Source organism: Chitinophaga horti (assembly GCF_022867795.2).
In the GTDB taxonomy this organism is placed as follows: Bacteria; Bacteroidota; Bacteroidia; order Chitinophagales; family Chitinophagaceae; genus Chitinophaga; species Chitinophaga horti.
The window spans coordinates 6,174,031-6,191,798 of the sequence record NZ_CP107006.1 but is presented as its reverse complement, the minus strand read 5'-3'; the positions used below and the strand labels follow the sequence as shown (position 1 = coordinate 6,191,798).

The window sequence follows — 17,768 nt, the reverse complement described above, 5'->3', positions numbered from 1 at the left end:
ATTAGCGATGCTGCACCGCTACACGCGCCGACGAATCGCGAATGATAAGCGAGATGGGCAGGATATCTGTTTGTAATGCCAGCGGTGTATTGGATTCGAGACTGTCGATCAGTCGGCCGATTACCGTTTCGGCGATCGTTTGTACCGGCTGGGCAACTGCTGTAACGGCCGGACTGAACAGCGAAAAATGCGGATGATCGTCGAAGCTGACTACTGCAATATCTTCCGGGGCGCGGAGTTGCAGGTGCGCCAGGGCTTCCAGGCCGCTCATGGTGAGGTAGCCGGTGGTAAATAACAACGCGTCCAATTCCGTATGTCGTTCGAGAAAATCGATGATATCCTGTTTGGCAGCTGCCGAGGTTTGTAGGATCAATGGCGGACAGTCGGCTTCTTCTATGGCTTGCGCGTAACCTCGTAGCCGGTCGGTCATCTGCACCTGCGACGAATCAGAGGTTACCAGGCCAATTCGGCGGAAGCCGTTTTGCAGCAGGTGACGGGTGGCTTTGTACGCGCCGCCGAAATTGTCGGCGACCACGTTGGCGCTCGGTAGTCCGGGGCAATACCGGTCGAACAGTACAACGGGCAGCCCATCTTCCTGTAAAGCCTGTATTTCTGCCACTAAACCTGGTGGCGGTGCAATGATGTAACCGTCGGCCTGCGCGCTGCGGAACACGTCCAGCAAGCCCTTTGCCACTTCGGCATCATTGGCCGTGCTGGCATAAAACAAGTGATACCCCCTTTGCCGGGCGATGCCTTCCATGATACGGGCGGCGGTGCCGAAGAACGGATCAGCAATGTCTTCCACCAGCATACCGATCGTACGCGTTTTGCCCGTACGCAGGCTTTTCGCGATCATGTTAGGGCGGTACCCAACTTCGCGGGCATGCGTGATGATACGCTGCGCCAGCGATGCGCTGATGCGTTTCTGTGCGGCCTTACCGTTTAACACGTAAGACACCGTGGCGGACGACACATTCATCTCACGCGCAATATCGTATATGGAGATCTTTTTCTTCACTTGTTTACATACGGTCAGGCCGTGTTGTTAATTTAAGTCTTAAAATTCTGAAACCGTTTACTGTGGCGGGTATTTATTTGGGCAAACGTTTGCACAAAAAGGCGAAAATCCGTACATTCATATTCCCCAGCCAGGGTCCCGTTATGAAAACAGCAAACATCACGATAAAAGATATCGCTAAGGCGTTGAATCTTTCTTTGTCCACCGTGTCGCGGGCATTGAAGAGCAGTTACAAGATCAGTGAGGCCACGCAGCAGCTCGTGAAGGACTATGCGGCCGAGCATCACTATCGGCCTAACCTGATGGCGCAAAGCCTGAAAAATAAGAACAGCCGCTGTATTGGCGTTGCCCTGTGCGCTATCCCCAACAGTTTTTATGCGGAAGTGATCAGCGGCATCGAAGCCGTAGCGAACGAGCGCGACTACCTGGTCATCGTTACGCAGAACTTCGAATCCTACGGTAAGGAACTGAAAAACCTCGAAAACCTTACCTGGCGCTCGATCGACGGACTACTGGTGTCATTATCTGCCGAAACGCAGGACGTATCTCACTTTAAAAAGATGCAGGAACAGGGGTTGCCGATGGTATTTTTCGACCGGGTGCCCGCAGACATGCAGGCGCATAAAATCACCACAGATAATTTTGGCGGCGCCTTTGAAGCCGTTAATCACCTCATACAAAACGGTCGCCGCCGCATCGCTTACGTGACCAGCGCCCCTTGCCTTTCCGTCACCCGCGAAAGGCTGGAGGGTTACAAGGCCGCGCTGGAGCAAAACGGCCTGCCGGTAGATGAAACTTACGTTAAATATTGCGGGCACAGCGGCATGCATACCGAAGAAGTGGAGCAGGCCCTGGACGAACTGATGTGTTTACCTGCCCCGCCGGATGCCATCTTTGCCGGCTCCGACCGTATTACCATGCACGCCTGTACCCTGCTGCGCAAGCGGCACATCCCGATACCGGAACAGGTGGCGCTGGCCGGCTTTTCTAATTTCGCTTCGCCGGAACTCATTGATCCACCGCTTACTACGGTAAAACAATCCGCCTTTGAAATGGGTGCCGCTGCTGCACGGCTGATGATAGAACTGATTGAAAGCAAACGACCCGTCACGCAATTCCGGACGATGGTGTTGCCAGCAGAACTCTGCGTGCGCGACTCCTCTGCCGCCCTCGCATTGCTGTAAGCAACGTATTGTTTTCGCAGAGGCAACCCATGCGCTTAACTTGTCGTTAATCTATCTTATATTTATAGAGAGAGCGGATAGGACAGCATAATTGACACAGCCGATGATCTGTGTAGTTCAACCATTAGCATGAAGCGACTTTTATTCCTTGTACTCCTGTTTGTCAGCAGCATAAACATTGTATACGCCGACCATATTACCGGCGGGGAGATGTTTTATACCCTGAGAGGCTTTGCCAATGGAAACTATACTTACGGTGTTACCATCAAATTATTCAAACGTTGCGGTGATCCGGTGCGTAACTTCCCGGACCCGATGTATGTGAGCGTTTTTAACCGCGCCACGAACATGCGCGTCCGCGACCTGCAGGTGAACAAAAACCGGGACGAGGGCTTAAGTTATCTCAGCAACGACCCGTGTATCACCAATCCGCCACTCATTTGTTACACCGTAGGTTATTATGAATTTGAAATCACACTTCCCGGTAATGTGGAAGGTTACCTGTTAGCTTCGCAGGTGACGTTTCGTATTGCGGGCATCAATAACCTGACCGGCGGTTACAGCCAGATAGGCGCTACCTATACCGCCGAAATTCCCGGTACGTTAAATGCGCCCAGCAACCCGGAAAACAACAGTGCGAAATTCATTGGCAGCGACCTGGTAGTGGTGTGTGCGAACAACTCTTTCAACTACAGTTTTGCCGCTTCTGATGCAGATAATGATCAACTCCGCTATTCCTTTTGCGATGCTTACCAAACGACCGGCCTTACCGGCGGCGGTGGTGGTGGCGGAGGAGGTGGTGGCGGTGGAGGCGGCGGTGGAGGCGGTAACAACTCGCAACCCGCTAAAGATCCTCCGTACGATGGCGTGCCTTATGGCGGGGAATTCAGTGGCTCGCTGCCGTTAGGTTCCAATGTAAGAATAGATCCTAATACAGGCTTAATAACCGGCATAGCGCCGGATGTAGGCATTTACGTAGTGACGGTATGCGTGCAGGAAATACGCAACGGCGTCACGATTGCCACGCAGCGAAAAGACTTACAGATCAACATTACCTCCTGCACGATCGCAGCCGCCTCGCTGTTGCCGGAGTATATGTTGTGCGGCAATACACAAAGTATAGCGGTGGACAATCGCTCCACCAGTCCGCTCATCAGCACTTACAACTGGGAGTTTACTGATGCACTGTCCAACACTGTTTATAGCAGCACCGATCCGGTGGCGCAATACACCTTTCCTAACGCCGGTACCTATACGATAAAACTGGTGATCAATCGCGGACAAACTTGTCCGGACAGCACCACCGCCACAGCCCGGGTATACCCGGGCTTTGTGCCTGACTTCACGGTGGACGGCAGTTGCTTTAACAAGGCGACGAGTTTTACCGATCGTACCACCACCGTGTATGGCAGCGTTAATTCCTGGAACTGGGATTTTGGCGAAAACTTTTTCTTTAACGATGTGGCCACCACGCAAAACGCCAGCTACACCTATCCCAGCATCGGGGCAAAATCAGTGCGCCTGATCGTAGGAAACACCGTTGGCTGCCTGGACACCCTCGATGCGCCGTTCGACATGCTGGACAAACCCACGATCCACCTTGCTTACAGGGATACGTTGATTTGTCCGCCCGACCAGCTGCAGCTGCTCGCCTCCGGCAATGGTATTTTCAACTGGACGCCCACGCCAGGCATGACTGCCAGCAACACCGCCACGCCCACCGTAGCACCAACGGCTACGACTAAATACTTTGTGACGCTGGATAACGACGGCTGTATCAACACCGACTCCGTAACCATCCGCACCGTGCCTTTCGTGAGCTTACGCGCACCGGCCGACACGACTATTTGCGCAGGCGATCCCATCATGCTCAATACCGTTTCTAATGGACTGCGTTATACATGGTCACCGGACGAGCAGGTGAACGATGCCAGCGTGCGCAGCCCGATCGCCTTTACGCGAACAACAACGACCTACTCCGTCACCGCCACGATCAGCGGTTGTACCGCCACCGACCAGGTAACGGTACGCACCGTGCCCTACCCCGCTGCCAATGCCGGCCGCGATATGCTGATCTGTTACGATGCCACTGCCCAGTTGCACGGCACCATCGTGGGCAGCTCCTACGTTTGGACAAACACTGGCACACTCACGGATGCGGGCACACTGGACCCGGTGTCGAAACCAACGGCGGCGGTTACAGATTACATCCTGTACGCCTACGACGTGCAGGGTTGCCCGAAGCCTGGCTCCGACACCGTGCGGGTGACGATGCTGCCTGAGATACAGGCGCTCAGCGGTAATGACACCGCTGTAGTTATCGGCCAGCCCCTGCAATTCAGCGCGAGCGGCGGCGTACAATACGAGTGGACGCCGGCAGCCAACTTATCGTCCAGCACGATCGCTAACCCGATGGGTACGTTTTTTACACCGTCGAATGGCATCAACTATAAAGTGTATGTGCTGAATGAAGCGGGATGCGTGGACTCCTCCACCCTGCGCGTGAAAGTATATTCTACCTTACCGGCCGTGTTTGTGCCTACCGGTTTTACGCCGAACAACGATGGTGTGAACGACTGGGTGCGGCCGATATCTGCAGGCATTGCCTCGATCGAATACTTCCGCATTTTTAACCGCTGGGGTGAAATGGTATACAGTGGGAACGTTGCAGGCAAAGGGTGGGATGGCACCATCAATGGTAAGCCGCAAGGTGTGGGCGTATATGTTTGGATGGTGAAGGCGAAAGACTATCTGGGGGGCGACTTTTCGCAGAGCGGAACGGTTACACTCATTCGTTAAAAAATAAAATATACTTCCAAAAGCCGCTACTGTTGTCGCTTTGCAGGCATCGCTCATTTATTTCCAAACTTTTATTTGGCGATTTCAAGCTGTTTCCTATCTTTGCGTTCCCAAAATACAGGGAACAAAGCGCCGCGTTGGTCAAGGGGTTAAGACGCCTCCCTTTCACGGAGGAATCACGGGTTCGAATCCCGTACGCGGTACGAAAGAGACGATCAATATTGGTCGTCTCTTTTTTTTATGTACAAGTGGGAGCAGGGTGCACTGCTTCCCTTACTACTCCTCCTTCCCAAACTTCCGCGGGAACCACGACAATGAAATCATAAAGTATTGCTGCAACACGTTGCTCGTCCCGCGCGTGAGCATGGTGAGAGACGCCTCGTTCACAATGCTCCTGTTCTGCCGCAGCAGGTCGAGCGCACTGCAGCGAATCTCGAGGTTATCGCCCTCCAGGAAACGGTAGGCGACGCTGGCGTTCCAGATCGAAAAAGTATTGGGGCTGAAACCAGATGTGGTGGCGCGGTTAACGGTGATGTTACTGCCGAGTGATAACTTACGGGTGATGTCGGTGCTGAGGGCGAGTTTTGAAAAGCCGGTGCTGTTGCGGAACTGACTCGCTTGCTGGTTGGCAGCGTAGAAACGCACCCCATTTTCCCAATAGGCAGACCAATGCTCCAGGAAATCATAATGAATGGTGGTGCCTAACGACGCCGCATACCCATCTGACCAGATCTTATCACCATTCACAAAAGAAGGTGTACGAAAAAGGTTTAACCCGGTGTTAAAAGTTAAATGAAACTGGTGTTGATCCCACTTTACGGCGGTGGAAAGTTTGCCGGTTACATTGGCGTACAGGCGGCCGTCCATATTAGCATAGCCGTAAACGCTGCGACCGGAATCGTCGATATGAATGCTGTCGGAAATGGCATTGTCGATCGTACCGGCACTCGCATCAATATTAAAGCTGAATACTTTTTGCGGGTGCAGGCTGCTGTGTTGAAAACTGAACCGCAATTCCCGCTTATCCGATTCGCGCAGGCCGGCGTTCGACTGGCGGATAAAAAACGGATCGATACTGTCTACCAGCCCGACGAGCTGCCCAATCGTAGGATATTCCGACGATAAGGCTAATGCAAATTTTAAGCGACGATGATACCCTCCCACTTGGAAGTTATTGTACGTAAAAGCCACGTTGGGTGTTGGTTTTACATAACTCCTACTGATGTTTTGATATGCCAGGGATGATTTAGTCTGCTGAAAATAATATTGCCCCTGTAATTGTAAACTGATCCCCCAATCCTTCGCATACCTGTCCGGCAGGTGGCGGGAAATTGTTTTTTCGACGGATAATGCCGGCCGCTCGTCCACCACCACCGCCTGCATGTCGTTCGTCAAACGCGGATTAACCACCCGCTCTCCCGTGATAAAACTTTCATCCCTCGTCAACTGCGACTCATCGCGCCTTACCAGCTGCAAAGCATTCGTGATTTTCGCCGAAAGGCCCGATACCGGGCGCTTCTCCGCCGGCCACCATTTCACCAGGTCACCGAAGCTGGCATTTAACTGGTGCGTCGCCTCTCTCCTCCTGGTCGTATAATGGCGATGCAAATCCCGGATATACCCGGTATCAGATGATAAAGAAAAAGTATTCGCCACATTACGGATGGCGTGGCGATCGTCGAACGACAGGGTGTACCGCACCTCCACTTCAGCCGGGCGAAGTGATGGTTTATTGCTTGTAAAACCAGCCTCCAGCTGCCACCTTCGATCATCGTTATGAATGCGTTCGTGCTGCGAGCCGGTACTTAACAACTTGTCATTGAACGTACGTCGCAACTGCTCCCATTCGCTGCTGCTGTTTTTATCTGTATGCAGTCCGGCAGAGAGATAGTATTGGTAGAAATTCTTTTTCTTATCATATCGAACATGCGCATCCTGCACCGTGCCGGAAGTAAACAGTTCCGACCGGCGCCGTTCCTGTTGCAGACTGTCGCTGCCGGAAAGCAACACGGTCTGCACATCGCGCAGGTTTATTTGTTCGTTATCACGGATGAAGTAAGTCCCCTTTATGCGGTCCACATTGTTTTTGCCTGGATTCGAAATAAAGTCATGCGTGAACAGCGCACCACCGGCGATCGGGCGATTAGCGCCGGGCATACTGAAATTCGGCTGGTAGTTCATGGATACCCCATTACTGCTGTACACACTATTCTCCTGCAAATCATCAATGTGATCCGCCACTTTGTTTACGTTGTTGGCGCCCGCCACCAGCAACAGCTCGGAGCGGCGATTGAACATATTCAGGCTGGCATCGGCGTCGTACCGGTTATCAGTACCATAACCCGCCGACACTTTGCCGAAAGTGCCCGTGCTCTTATCAGCTTTCAACTGGATGTTCACATTCGTCGTAGAATCTTCCTGCCGGCCCGATGTTGCCGCATCTGTATACACCTGTACTCTCTCCACCGCATCTTTAGGGATATTTTTGATGGCGATATTCGTATTACCGCCGAAGAAGGGCTTTCCATTTACCAGCACCTGGCTTACCTTACGGCCGTTCACGGTAATTTGTCCGTCGCCCCAAACGGTGACGCCGGGCAGGCGGACGAGCAAATCTTCCACCACTGCATTTTTATACACACTAAAGGCATCTGCAAAAAACTCCAGCGTATCACCATTAACCCGCACCGGTGGCGGCGTGATCACAGACACGCCCTGCAACTGGCGGCTTTGTATTTGTAACGCGATCACTCCCAAATTAACCTCGCCGTCCACCATGAATAAAACCGACGACGACTCATACCCCATGTAGCTGGCAACAAGCTTCAAACGTACGCCAGCCGGCACTTTAGGAAAGAGAAACTCACCAAAACCATCTGCCAGCTGATAACCGATGAGCGTGGAATCCTGCGCATGATAGATCGCTACGGTGGCCGACAATAAATCAATATCATTAGCCGTATCGCGCAGCTGTCCCTTTACGACGCCCGTATGACTCGTATCCGCCGGCATAGCCCATGCCTGCGACCAGCAGCCGTAAAAAATCACCAGGAAAAGAAAGCCACGCATGCGTCTAACGAGGTATCATTTGAATAATTACAGGATTACTTTTTTTATCGCTGTGCGCGAAATATTCGTCCAGCACAGCATTGTAGGTAGCGTTCTTTTGTTTGGCCGCCTCCCTGCCCGTAAACATCTCCCTGGAAGAAATGGCAGCATATACGGCCTGATGATCTGCCGCCAGGAAGGAATGCGTAATAAAATTGCCCGTAGCGAACGCGTTAACCATGCCGATAGGCAGCCAATAATTAGACGCATCCGGCGCGAGGTGGCTTACACTGTAAAAACCGCCATTGGCAAGGTTATATAGGAACGAGCTATGCTCTAATCCGCCACCGGACAATAGTTTAAAGAATACCCAATTCTTCACCTGGTAAAAACAAGCCGTTCCATAGATGGCTTTGGGCGCCGTAAACCGGACGTAATTGATTCGTTTTCCGAAGTAGGCAGGGCTGGTCATAAAGTCGGCCGGCAATGTTAACGCCAGTGGGAACACGAAACGGAAGGCTGCCATGACCGTGTCGGAAGAAATTTTATACACCAGCGGATCATATGGCCGCAGCAGGTGTACCGCATCTCCGGAGGAAAAAAACACACCTTCAAAATTACCCAGCCTGTCATCATTATTGATCACCTTATTAAATGGCTGGTAAGGCCAGGCTGCCTTCAGTAACGTTTCATCTGAGCGCCACTTCAATTCATGATCGAGCGTATCGGTTTTAGGCCGCTTGTAATTATAGTTGCACTCAAGGTACACGCGCACACCATCCAGCGTTTGAAAGTGTGCTACAGCATTTACATCTTTTTCCGTTGCTAAGAGCCGGCCGTTAATGTCGTAGGTTTTAATTTCATCGGATGGACTTTTAAAAGAGAAGGCCTGCCTGCCGTAGTCTACATTCAGGTAACGCACGCCCCAGAAAGCATCTGTTTTAGGAGGAAGCAGCACCTTCGTACGAAAGCGCCCATCTTTCTGAAAAACGTACACCGCGTTTGTGGCATAATCGACCACGATAAAAACCGAATCCAGCACATACAACTTATCTACCTGCCCGAACAGGTTATCCTTATTCGTTTCCAGCGGGATGTATTGTACGGATCGAAATAGCTTACTGACGGCCGATCCCATCGGCTGATCGGGATCGATACGAATTTCGACAGGCGCCTGTTGCGCCCTAGCGGGTTGAATACAACAAATAATGATTATTAACAGGCAAGTGGATATTTTCATTAACTGCACGTTGATATTGGTTAACTACATTCACAGGTCCGGGCTACACGATGATGGGTTTATGGCAGTTAAAGTATAAAACATATTGTTAAGGAAGTGATAAACAAAAAAGCGGCCGCCCGTACGGACAGCCGCTCGCATCTCATAAACAAGCTAAGTTACTTCACGCCCAGCGCTGCCAGTAATTTACCAGCTACCACTTCCGCCGAAGCCGGGTTCTGACCGGTCACCAGGTTGCCATCTTCCACAGCGAAAGGCCCCCAGTCTGCACCGCGTTCATATTTTGCGCCACGCTCTTTCAACATATCTTCCAGGGAGAAAGGTGTCATCGCAAGTGAACCGCCTGTCTTTTCCTCGCTGTTCGTAAAGCCAGCCACTGTTTTGCCTTTTACCAGGTATTCACCGCTTTTCAACTTTACATTTTTTAACACCGCCGGCGCGTGACATACCAATGCTACGGGTTTACCCTGTTCATAAAAGCCGCTGATCAACGCGATTGACTTCGCATGATCGGTAAGGTCCCACATGGGGCCGTGGCCGCCGGGATAAAATATGGCGTCGTAGTCAGCCGGGTTAATATCGCTGAGCGGGATCGTTGTATTCAGTCGTTGCTGCGCCGCCGGATCGGCCAGGAACTTTTTAGCGGACGGCGTCAGGAAACTTTCGCCTGTGCTTTTCGGGTCGATCGGTGACGGACCACCTTTAGGGGAAGCGATGGTAATTTCCACACCTTTTTCCGTTAGCAGGTAGTATGGCGTTGAAAATTCTTCGAGCCAAAGACCGGTTTTACCGGCGCCTTTTACTTCTCCGAAAGAGGTAACTACAAACAGTACTTTTTTTGCTTTCACCGGGGCGTCTGCATTTGGTGCAAGAAGGCCCAGGAGTGCGAATAAGAATGTCATATCGTGTGTTTTAATTTTACACAAAGCTACGGCCATCGCGCACCCTGGTAAAGGACATAACTCACAGTTTTGGTGTGACATAGATCACGTACTTTTGTCTTATGCACACCCTCTTAAGAAAACACCTCGAAGAACTGATTGAACTGACGGACGCCGAGTTCGAGTACATCGCCAGTCACTTTCAGTTGAAGCGGTTTAAGAAGCACGCCATCCTTATACAACCGGGCGAGCTGGTGACGCATGAATACTTCGTCCTGAAAGGTTTACTAAAAACATCTGCTACGGATGATGATGGTAAAGAGCACATCCTGCAATTTTCGATGGAGAACTGGTGGGTGTCCGACTACCAGGCTTTCATGACGGGCGGCAGGGCTACCTCCACTACGCAATGCCTGGAAGATGTAGAGCTGCTCTACCTATCGGCCCGGGATCGTCATAAACTTTGTGCTGAAATACACAAGTTCGAACACTTTTCCCGGTTGAAAGTCACTTCCGGCTTTTTGCATTTACAGCGGCGGGTGATGGCGTTATTGAGTAATGATGCGCAGTCGAGGTACCGACAGTTACTGGAACAATATCCTTCGCTGTTCCAGCGCGTGCCGAAGTCGCTGATCGCCGCCTACATCGGCGTATCGCGCGAAACGTTGAGCAGACTTCACGTATAATTTACAGGCTGTCTTTATCGATCCCCAGTTTTTTAATGCGGGAGTTAAGGGTAGACACATTCATATCGAGGATTTCAGCGGCGCCACCCGGACCGTAAATCTTTCCGTTACATTGGCGGAGCACGGCGATGATGTGTTCGCGCTCGTTCTCTTCAAAGGTTTTGAGTCCGGCCGGCACTTTATCGGCAGGTGCAGCCGGTAACAGGATGCGGGAAATGACATTATTTTCACTCAGCAGCACTGCACGTTCCAGCGTATGTTCCAGCTCGCGGATGTTGCCCGGCCAGTGGTGCGCCATCAGCGTATCCAATGCCTGCCGGCTCAGTTGCACCTTACCTTTGCCGGTTTTAGCGCCATACATTTCCAGGAAGTGGGCGGCCAGCAAAGGCACGTCCCCCTCCTTTCGCGCAGTGGCGGCAGGTGTACGGGGAATACGTTGATGCGATAATACAAATCCATCCGGAAACGTCCTTCGGCTACTTCTTTTTCGAGATTGCGGTTGGTGGCGGCAATAATGCGTACGTCTATTTTTTTGGTGGAGGTGCTGCCGATACGCTCCACTTCTTTTTCCTGCAACACGCGCAGCAGCTTTGATTGCAGCTCCAGCGGGATCTCCGCTATTTCATCCAGGAAGATAGTGCCGCCATCGGCCTGTTCGAACTTACCAATGCTTTTATCGCGCGCGCCGGTAAAGGCACCTCTTTCATATCCGAATAAGATAGATTCGATCAGTGTAGCCGGTAATGCCGCGCAATTCACCATGACCATGGGCTTACGGCGCCGGTTCGACATTTCATGTACATAGCGGGCCATCACTTCCTTACCGGTACCACTTTCGCCGGTGAGCAGCACGGCCGTTTCTACCGGTGCAACAATACGTAAATGCTTCAGCACTTCCTGCAGTTGCGGACTGTCGCCCACGATGCCGTGTGGCGTAGGTGGTGTTGGCAGCGGCGTAGCGGGTTGCTGGCGGGTGAGTGCATCAAGGTTGTGAAGGTGAAGGTAACGGGCAATTTCAAGACTGATAAGTACATCCTTCTCCCGGAAAGGTTTAACCAGGAAACCGTAAGGAACGGTAGCCTTGGCCGCTTCGAGCGTGGTTTTGTCGGAGTTGGCGGAAAGATAAATGAAGGCGATGTTACGTGTACGTAGCTCCCGGGCCAGGTCGATGCCGGTGGCTTTGCCGCGTAAGAAGATGTCGAGCAGTACAAAATCAGGTTTCTCCCGCTCTATTAAGGACAGCGCGTTATCCACGCTGGGGGCTATACCGCTAACGGTATAACCGGCCCGCTCCAGCAACATTTGCAGGTTGTTGGCCTCTATAAAGTTATCCTCGACAATCAGTATTTTTTCGCTCATAAAACCGGTTGCAAGGTAACGAATCCGGCCCTCAATAAAAAGCCGGCCCCTTGAGGAGGCCGGCCCAAACTATGCAGTGAGACCTGCGTTTACGCGAGTTTGAATATTTTTATTGGATGATGTGTCAAATTTATCGCAGGAAAACAACATCTGTGCATTAAGTAATTGTAAACGGAATGTTACCGGTGGCATGAATTGTGCGCGTACTCTTTAAACCATTGTATGCCTGAATTACCCGACCTGCAAGTATTTGGCGCCAATCTGCAAAAGATGCTGAAAGGCAAAACCGTGAGCAAAGTTCAACTCAAAACCGGCGCAAAAAGTAACACTACGGCAGCCAGCCTGCGTAAAGCACTGGAAGGCAGCAAGGTGCATAAGGTATACCGGGAAGGCAAAGAGCTGCGCTTTGCTTTTGATAACGACCATGTGTTAGGTATGCACCTGATGCTGCACGGCAAACTGATATATGTTGATACCAACGCGGAACAAAAGAACACCCTGTTCGGCCTTCACTTTCACGACGGCAGCACCCTTTCACTTACCGATTACCAGGGCATCGCCAACGTGTCCCTCGATCCGGAAGCGGCTACAGCACCCGATGCACTGTCGCCGGAACTGACGGCCAAATACCTGTCCAGCCGGTTCGAGGGGTCGCGTGCAGCGGTAAAAAACCTGTTGCTCGACCAGCACGTTGTTCGCGGCATCGGTAATGCTTATGCGGATGAGATACTCTGGGAGGCAGGCATTTCCCCGTTTTCAGTCGCAAAGGCCATTCCGGCAGAAATGATCGATAAGTTGCTGAAGGCGATCAAAAGCGTTTTGAAGGAGGCGATGGAACAGATCAGGCAGAAAGAGCCGGGCATCATTGCGGGCGAGGTGCGCGACTTTTTAAAAATCCATCAGCATAAAAACGCGGAAAGTCCCGGCGGTTACCCCATCCTGCAAAAAACCAAAGGTGGCCGAAAGACTTATTATACCGAAGAACAGACCCTGTTTGAATAATCGTTTTCCCTTTTCCGTAATATATTTTCCCGATCCGTCTTTCAGCGGCAGTGTTGCTCAGCTATTTTTGCGTCAGCTGTGAAAGCAAGGGACATTCCCGTTATCGTTTCCGTACGTAGCGGGAGTGTACCCGACAACTAGTTACGAACAACTCCGCGAAACGGTCAACTCCATGAAGCAACAAAAACGCCTCCGTTGGGCGAAACATCAGTCACGCTGGTTCGGCAAGTGGCACCTTTACCTTGGCATCATTGCCGGTGCGATTGTCGCATTTACCGGTCTTACAGGCAGCATATTGGTTTTTGATGATGAAATAGATCGCGCACTCAACCGCGAACTGTTCGACGTATTGGCCCAACAGCAAAAGATCCCCCTGGGTGAAGCCATTACGGTGATCGGACAAAAACACCCGACCATTCATCTCGATTATATCCAGAACCTGGGCGACAAACCTAACGACGCGTACCATGGGTATAATTTCGATACAGAGGAGCAATTCTTTTTCAATCCATACACCGGCGACCTCTCCGGCAAACGTATATACGAAACCAGCTTCATTCATGTAGTAACCGACCTGCATACCAGCCTGCTCGTGCCGGTAGCAGGGCAATATATCGTAGGCCTGGCCACACTCTGCCTGTTGATACTCACGATCAGCGGCCTGCGTTTATGGATACCCGATAAATGGAAACAGCTAAAATCTGTACTTACCGTTAATTTCAAAGCCAGCTTCAAGCGGCAGAACTATGACTGGCATAACGTGCTGGGCTTTTACTCTGCACCGGTGGTGAGTTTATTATCCCTTACCGGTGTGTGCATCACCTTTTCCATGCTGGTGGTGCCGCTGCTGTTTATCCTGAGCGGCCAGCCCCCGCAGGGCGTAGCGAAACTGCTCAGCGTACAAAGCATTTACGTGGCGGGCGCACAGCCTTTGTCGCCGGCAGAGATCGTACGGATTGCGGAACAACATATGCCGGGCAGCCGTGCCGCAGGCATCTCGCTGCCGCACGATAGCGTGTCGAACTGGCGCATCGATATGCTGGGCACACGTTTGCCGGTGGAAGGCAACCGCGAAATGATCATGATCGATCAGTACAGCGGCAAAATTCTTTTAAGCAGCCGGGCCGACTTCCCCGATGTGGGAAATGCTTACCTCAGCTGGCTAACGCCCATCCATTACGGTTCTTTCGGGGGACTACCCACACAAATACTCGCTATCATCGGAGGCTTAATGCCGCTGGTGTTGTTCGTTACCGGCTTCATCATCTGGTGGCCGCGTTATAAAAAGCAACGCAAAAACGGCGAACGGCCACGCCAGGAAAAAGTGCCGGTGCTGCAACAGGCAAGTCTTTCGGGCTGGTTATACTTTGTGTTTAACATCAAGAAGGGCATGCAGTACGCTGCCTGCTTTGTGGTAGTCGGCGCGCTCATGGGTGCATTATATGGGTTGATACGCGGCATCGTCATACAACCTGCCGTGTTCACTTTGCTGTTCACAACCGTACTGGTCGTGATCAACTTCGCGGTGGCGCTACCAGTGTTCCTGGTGGCCATTCCGTTTAAACGTGCCCGGCGGGCCGTGACGCGTTACTTTGCGTTGTCGCTTTCGTTCGCGGCAGTGTTTGTGGGCGTGTATTGGTTGCTGACGGCGACCGGCTTGAAGATCTTTTAGGAATCCTTACTGAATCTTTATTGAGGCTGGCCGTTGCGGTCAGCCTTTTTTTGCGGCTGGCTGCCAACGCACGACACCGCACCTGAGGGATTTGTTCCACACTGCACTGGTATGGCTGCCAACGGGACAGTAGCCTCACGGCACATTGCCGATATCGTGTCCACAGTAGCTATTTTGTTGGATATATGAAGGTTAGTGGTATTTCTGGTACGGAATTTTATGTACGAATTGCAGATCAAAATCTTCCACCATGGATGCTTCAATTATAACGGTGTACATTGATCACAGGCCTTACAACTTTTACATTGATGTAAATGCCGAAGAAGGAACAACAACTTACCAGGTACTAGCCCCAGGCGAGCAGTTCAACAGTATTGCAGAAGCCAATAATGAAGTATAGGAAGTTGCCGCTACAGACCTGGCCCCTTTGCCAGACAGATTAAGAGTTGTAGAGCGCGAACAGGTGGCGCGGATCATCTGGCAGGAAATTATCGATCAATTAAGCTGAAAACCTAAAGTCCCCGCTTTCTCATTACCTCCAGGAGCGTGGTAAATATTTGTTGCGGACGACCGATACACTTCTCCCGAAAAAACTCTGCCCATGTCATATCCGCATGGCAGGCCGAAATAGTTGTCCCATCTGCAAAGCGCAAAAACATCCGATCGTACAGCGTGATCAGCTGGTATGTTCCCTTTGATAAAGTAACACTATGATGCAGTGCACTCTGCGGCAGGAACCGTTTGCACTCTAGTGGCTTTTCGCTGTACAGTTTTTCCAGCAGTACATAGGTAACAAGTGCCTCAGGAACCTTGAGTGCAGTGGATAGTTGGCAGATGAGCGTTTTGTAATTGAGATCCCGCGAAACGGGAGGGTTGTAATTATTTAATGGGGCCATAACGCGACGATAGATTAGTGTGATGCAAATTGAGTTTTCTGTTTCTCTGCGGGACATCGAATTTAGCTAAAAACGCACTGATTACCAATTAATTTTGAAAACCCTCACATAGAATATATTACCATTTGTATAAGGCGGTGTGCAAGGGGTTCATGGGGTTGGGGGAGGATGGAGCAAGCGAGAAGGAGAAGTGGTGGCGAAGGGGAAAAGAGGCGAAAAGGGAGGAAGCGAAGGCAGAGGGAAGCAAAAGGCGGAGGGAACACAAGGCTAAGGAAAGCAAAGGCGGGGAAGCGAAAGGAGGACGTTGCACCACCCAACGTCTTTGCGAACGAAGTGAAGCAATCATCGTGTGTAGTCTCCGCGCCAGTGGTTCACGGGTACCCGATTTGACTGCAGCGAAGACTAGAGCGGAGGTTCGCTTCGCGCGCTCGCGATGACGGCTGGGGTGACGCGCGCCCCAGACGATGCTCCACGCGGTATTTTACCGCTACGTCGCAGTCACAGACCCCACGCATGATGTTTTTTACCGCTACGTCGCAGTTCCAGACCCTACGCATGCTATTTTTTACTGCTACGTCGCGGTTCCGAACCGCATGCACCTAGTGCGCCATCATTCCCGCCCCACTACCGGTAGCCAGCTGCCCGATATTACGGCGCCCTACCAGTAACAACACCAGCGCGGCGATGCTCGAAAAAGCCATAATACCGACCATTGGCAGCGCGCCCGCTTTCTCATCGAACAGGCTGATGCCTACGGAAGCCAGTGTACCGATGCCGAGTTGCATCGCACCCATTAAAGCAGAAGCGGTACCGGCATTACGGGTGAATGGAGCAAGTGATAAAGCAGATGTATTCGGATTCGTGAAGCCGAGGCAACTTAAAAAGATAAACAGCAGGAACAATGTAGCACCCAATCCAAACCAGCCGTTATACACGCCCAGCACAAATATCACACTGGTAATGGCCTGGCAGGCAAGCGCAACGGGCACTATCTGCTCACTCCGATATTTGCGAAGTACGAGTGTATTCAATTGGTTAGATCCGATAAATCCTACAGAAAGGCCTGCAAAAAGCCATCCGTACATCTTTTCGCTGAGGCCGAACACTTTCATGAACAGTAATGGCGAGCCGGCTACGTAGGCGAACAAGCCGGAAAAAGCGAAGGAGCCGGCGAGGGCGTAGGTGTAAAACTGCGGCTCCCGTATCACGGATAAAAAGCTGGAGATGATGGGGCCTGGTTTGAGCGACAGCGTAGTGTCGGGCTTGTAACTATCGGGTAGGAAGTATACGCACACTAGCAGCAGCACCAATCCCATTCCTCCTAACACCCAAAACACGGACGACCAGCCCCAGGCGGCCGTTACATAACTACCTACTGCCGGCGCGATCATCGGCGAAGCACCTACCACGAGAAACAGCAGGGCAAATACTTTTGCATTTTCTTCCACCGGGAACAGGTCACGCACCATAGCGATAGACGCCACAGCCGCAGCGCAGCTGCCGATCGCCTGGATGAAACGAAGCGCTACTAACTGATCGATGCCCGCAGCGAACGAGCAGCCGATGGAAGCGAGTATATATACACCCAACCCGATGAACAACGGCGGCTTACGGCCGAAACGATCGAGCAAAGGGCCGTACAATAACTGTCCGGCAGAGATGCCGATAAAATAACTGGCGAGCGACAATGATACATGCGACACCGTTGTGTTCAACGACTTCGCGATCGCCGGAAAGCCTGGCAGGTACATATCTATGGAGAAGGGGCCCAATGCGGTGAGGGACCCGAGGATTAATACAAGTGATACAAATGTTTTTCTGTTCATGTTTTTATTTTAGACGCCAATACAGCTTCCCGAAGACCGGTGGTCCTGGGCAGAGGTATTTGCAGTAATGCTGGATGATTGTTTTAAGTGAGGTTGTTGCAGGTTGAGGGCGTAAAGGTAGTCACTTTTTTGAAATGATGAAAAAAGTGCCGGGGTA

The 17,768-nt window shown here is 51.6% G+C and carries 14 protein-coding genes and 1 tRNA gene; 7 read left to right on the top strand and 8 right to left on the bottom strand.

Annotation, left to right across the window (positions count from 1 at the left end):
* Position 1: 1 nt before the first annotated feature.
* Entirely contained in the window at positions 2–1,018 is a 1,017-nt protein-coding gene (locus tag MKQ68_RS25260; RefSeq protein WP_264281483.1) for a LacI family DNA-binding transcriptional regulator, read from the bottom strand.
* Between the two features lie 143 nt (positions 1,019–1,161).
* On the opposite strand from MKQ68_RS25260, the gene MKQ68_RS25255 reads away from it, so the two are divergent.
* The 3 genes from MKQ68_RS25255 to MKQ68_RS25245 all read left to right on the top strand — a co-directional run bounded on the left by MKQ68_RS25255 (position 1,162) and on the right by MKQ68_RS25245 (position 5,204).
* A complete protein-coding gene (locus MKQ68_RS25255; protein WP_264281482.1) occupies positions 1,162–2,202 on the top strand; it encodes a LacI family DNA-binding transcriptional regulator in 1,041 nt (346 codons plus the stop codon).
* 129 nt (positions 2,203–2,331) lie between these two features.
* Entirely contained in the window at positions 2,332–5,001 is a 2,670-nt protein-coding gene (locus tag MKQ68_RS25250) for a T9SS type B sorting domain-containing protein (RefSeq protein ID WP_264281481.1), read from the top strand.
* A 131-nt stretch (positions 5,002–5,132) separates the two neighbouring features.
* Positions 5,133–5,204, top strand: a tRNA-Glu gene (locus MKQ68_RS25245).
* A 73-nt stretch (positions 5,205–5,277) separates the two neighbouring features.
* On the opposite strand, the gene MKQ68_RS25240 is transcribed toward MKQ68_RS25245, so the two are convergent.
* The 3 genes from MKQ68_RS25240 to MKQ68_RS25230 all read right to left on the bottom strand — a co-directional run bounded on the left by MKQ68_RS25240 (position 5,278) and on the right by MKQ68_RS25230 (position 10,191).
* The gene (locus tag MKQ68_RS25240; protein ID WP_264281480.1) at positions 5,278–8,070 is read right to left on the bottom strand and encodes a porin family protein; all 2,793 of its coding nucleotides are present in this window, start codon (positions 8,068–8,070) and stop codon (positions 5,278–5,280) included.
* A gap of 4 nt (positions 8,071–8,074) precedes the next feature.
* Positions 8,075–9,289, bottom strand: a complete 1,215-nt coding sequence (locus MKQ68_RS25235) for a 6-bladed beta-propeller (protein ID WP_264281479.1) — start codon at positions 9,287–9,289, stop codon at positions 8,075–8,077.
* Between the two features lie 158 nt (positions 9,290–9,447).
* The gene (locus MKQ68_RS25230) at positions 9,448–10,191 is read right to left on the bottom strand and encodes a type 1 glutamine amidotransferase domain-containing protein (RefSeq protein WP_264281478.1); all 744 of its coding nucleotides are present in this window, start codon (positions 10,189–10,191) and stop codon (positions 9,448–9,450) included.
* A 101-nt stretch (positions 10,192–10,292) separates the two neighbouring features.
* Between MKQ68_RS25230 and MKQ68_RS25225 the strand changes: the two genes are divergently transcribed.
* Positions 10,293–10,856, top strand: coding sequence for a Crp/Fnr family transcriptional regulator (locus MKQ68_RS25225; protein ID WP_244841127.1), 564 nt, complete (start codon positions 10,293–10,295; stop codon positions 10,854–10,856).
* Between the two features lies 1 nt (position 10,857).
* Here MKQ68_RS25225 and MKQ68_RS25855 read toward each other — a convergent pair whose 3' ends face one another.
* Both MKQ68_RS25855 and MKQ68_RS25220 read right to left on the bottom strand, forming a co-directional pair.
* Entirely contained in the window at positions 10,858–11,217 is a 360-nt protein-coding gene (locus MKQ68_RS25855) for an AAA-type ATPase lid domain-containing protein (protein WP_349773801.1), read from the bottom strand.
* Complete coding sequence (locus tag MKQ68_RS25220) at positions 11,178–12,215, bottom strand: sigma-54-dependent transcriptional regulator (protein WP_349773800.1); 1,038 nt, start codon at positions 12,213–12,215, stop codon at positions 11,178–11,180. The genes MKQ68_RS25855 and MKQ68_RS25220 overlap by 40 nt, the downstream gene beginning before the upstream one ends.
* Before the next feature lie 222 nt (positions 12,216–12,437).
* Between MKQ68_RS25220 and MKQ68_RS25215 the strand changes: the two genes are divergently transcribed.
* The 3 genes from MKQ68_RS25215 to MKQ68_RS25205 all read left to right on the top strand — a co-directional run bounded on the left by MKQ68_RS25215 (position 12,438) and on the right by MKQ68_RS25205 (position 15,289).
* Complete coding sequence (locus tag MKQ68_RS25215) at positions 12,438–13,217, top strand: Fpg/Nei family DNA glycosylase (RefSeq protein ID WP_264281477.1); 780 nt, start codon at positions 12,438–12,440, stop codon at positions 13,215–13,217.
* A gap of 172 nt (positions 13,218–13,389) precedes the next feature.
* On the top strand, positions 13,390–14,889 hold the full coding sequence (locus tag MKQ68_RS25210) for a PepSY-associated TM helix domain-containing protein (RefSeq protein ID WP_264281476.1): 1,500 nt from the start codon (positions 13,390–13,392) through the stop codon (positions 14,887–14,889).
* A gap of 250 nt (positions 14,890–15,139) precedes the next feature.
* Positions 15,140–15,289, top strand: coding sequence for a hypothetical protein (locus MKQ68_RS25205; protein ID WP_264281475.1), 150 nt, complete (start codon positions 15,140–15,142; stop codon positions 15,287–15,289).
* A gap of 112 nt (positions 15,290–15,401) precedes the next feature.
* On the opposite strand, the gene MKQ68_RS25200 is transcribed toward MKQ68_RS25205, so the two are convergent.
* The gene (locus MKQ68_RS25200; protein ID WP_264281474.1) at positions 15,402–15,785 is read right to left on the bottom strand and encodes a hypothetical protein; all 384 of its coding nucleotides are present in this window, start codon (positions 15,783–15,785) and stop codon (positions 15,402–15,404) included.
* A 599-nt stretch (positions 15,786–16,384) separates the two neighbouring features.
* Positions 16,385–17,611, bottom strand: a complete 1,227-nt coding sequence (locus MKQ68_RS25195) for a multidrug effflux MFS transporter (protein ID WP_244841135.1) — start codon at positions 17,609–17,611, stop codon at positions 16,385–16,387.
* Positions 17,612–17,768: the final 157 nt, after the last annotated feature.

Excerpts from the sequence above, each read along its gene's own strand:
- MKQ68_RS25240 (WP_264281480.1), bottom strand. The coding sequence starts at position 8,070 with ATGCGTGGCTTTCTTTTCCTGGTGATTTTTTACGGCTGCTGGTCGCAG.
- MKQ68_RS25250 (WP_264281481.1), top strand. The coding sequence starts at position 2,332 with ATGAAGCGACTTTTATTCCTTGTACTCCTGTTTGTCAGCAGCATAAAC.
- MKQ68_RS25210 (WP_264281476.1), top strand. The coding sequence starts at position 13,390 with ATGAAGCAACAAAAACGCCTCCGTTGGGCGAAACATCAGTCACGCTGG.
- MKQ68_RS25205 (WP_264281475.1), top strand. The coding sequence starts at position 15,140 with ATGGATGCTTCAATTATAACGGTGTACATTGATCACAGGCCTTACAAC.
- MKQ68_RS25255 (WP_264281482.1), top strand. The coding sequence starts at position 1,162 with ATGAAAACAGCAAACATCACGATAAAAGATATCGCTAAGGCGTTGAAT.
- MKQ68_RS25235 (WP_264281479.1), bottom strand. The coding sequence starts at position 9,289 with ATGAAAATATCCACTTGCCTGTTAATAATCATTATTTGTTGTATTCAA.
- MKQ68_RS25855 (WP_349773801.1), bottom strand. The coding sequence starts at position 11,217 with ATGTATGGCGCTAAAACCGGCAAAGGTAAGGTGCAACTGAGCCGGCAG.
- MKQ68_RS25230 (WP_264281478.1), bottom strand. The coding sequence starts at position 10,191 with ATGACATTCTTATTCGCACTCCTGGGCCTTCTTGCACCAAATGCAGAC.
- MKQ68_RS25220 (WP_349773800.1), bottom strand. The coding sequence starts at position 12,215 with ATGAGCGAAAAAATACTGATTGTCGAGGATAACTTTATAGAGGCCAAC.
- MKQ68_RS25215 (WP_264281477.1), top strand. The coding sequence starts at position 12,438 with ATGCCTGAATTACCCGACCTGCAAGTATTTGGCGCCAATCTGCAAAAG.
- MKQ68_RS25225 (WP_244841127.1), top strand. The coding sequence starts at position 10,293 with ATGCACACCCTCTTAAGAAAACACCTCGAAGAACTGATTGAACTGACG.
- MKQ68_RS25195 (WP_244841135.1), bottom strand. The coding sequence starts at position 17,611 with ATGAACAGAAAAACATTTGTATCACTTGTATTAATCCTCGGGTCCCTC.
- MKQ68_RS25200 (WP_264281474.1), bottom strand. The coding sequence starts at position 15,785 with ATGGCCCCATTAAATAATTACAACCCTCCCGTTTCGCGGGATCTCAAT.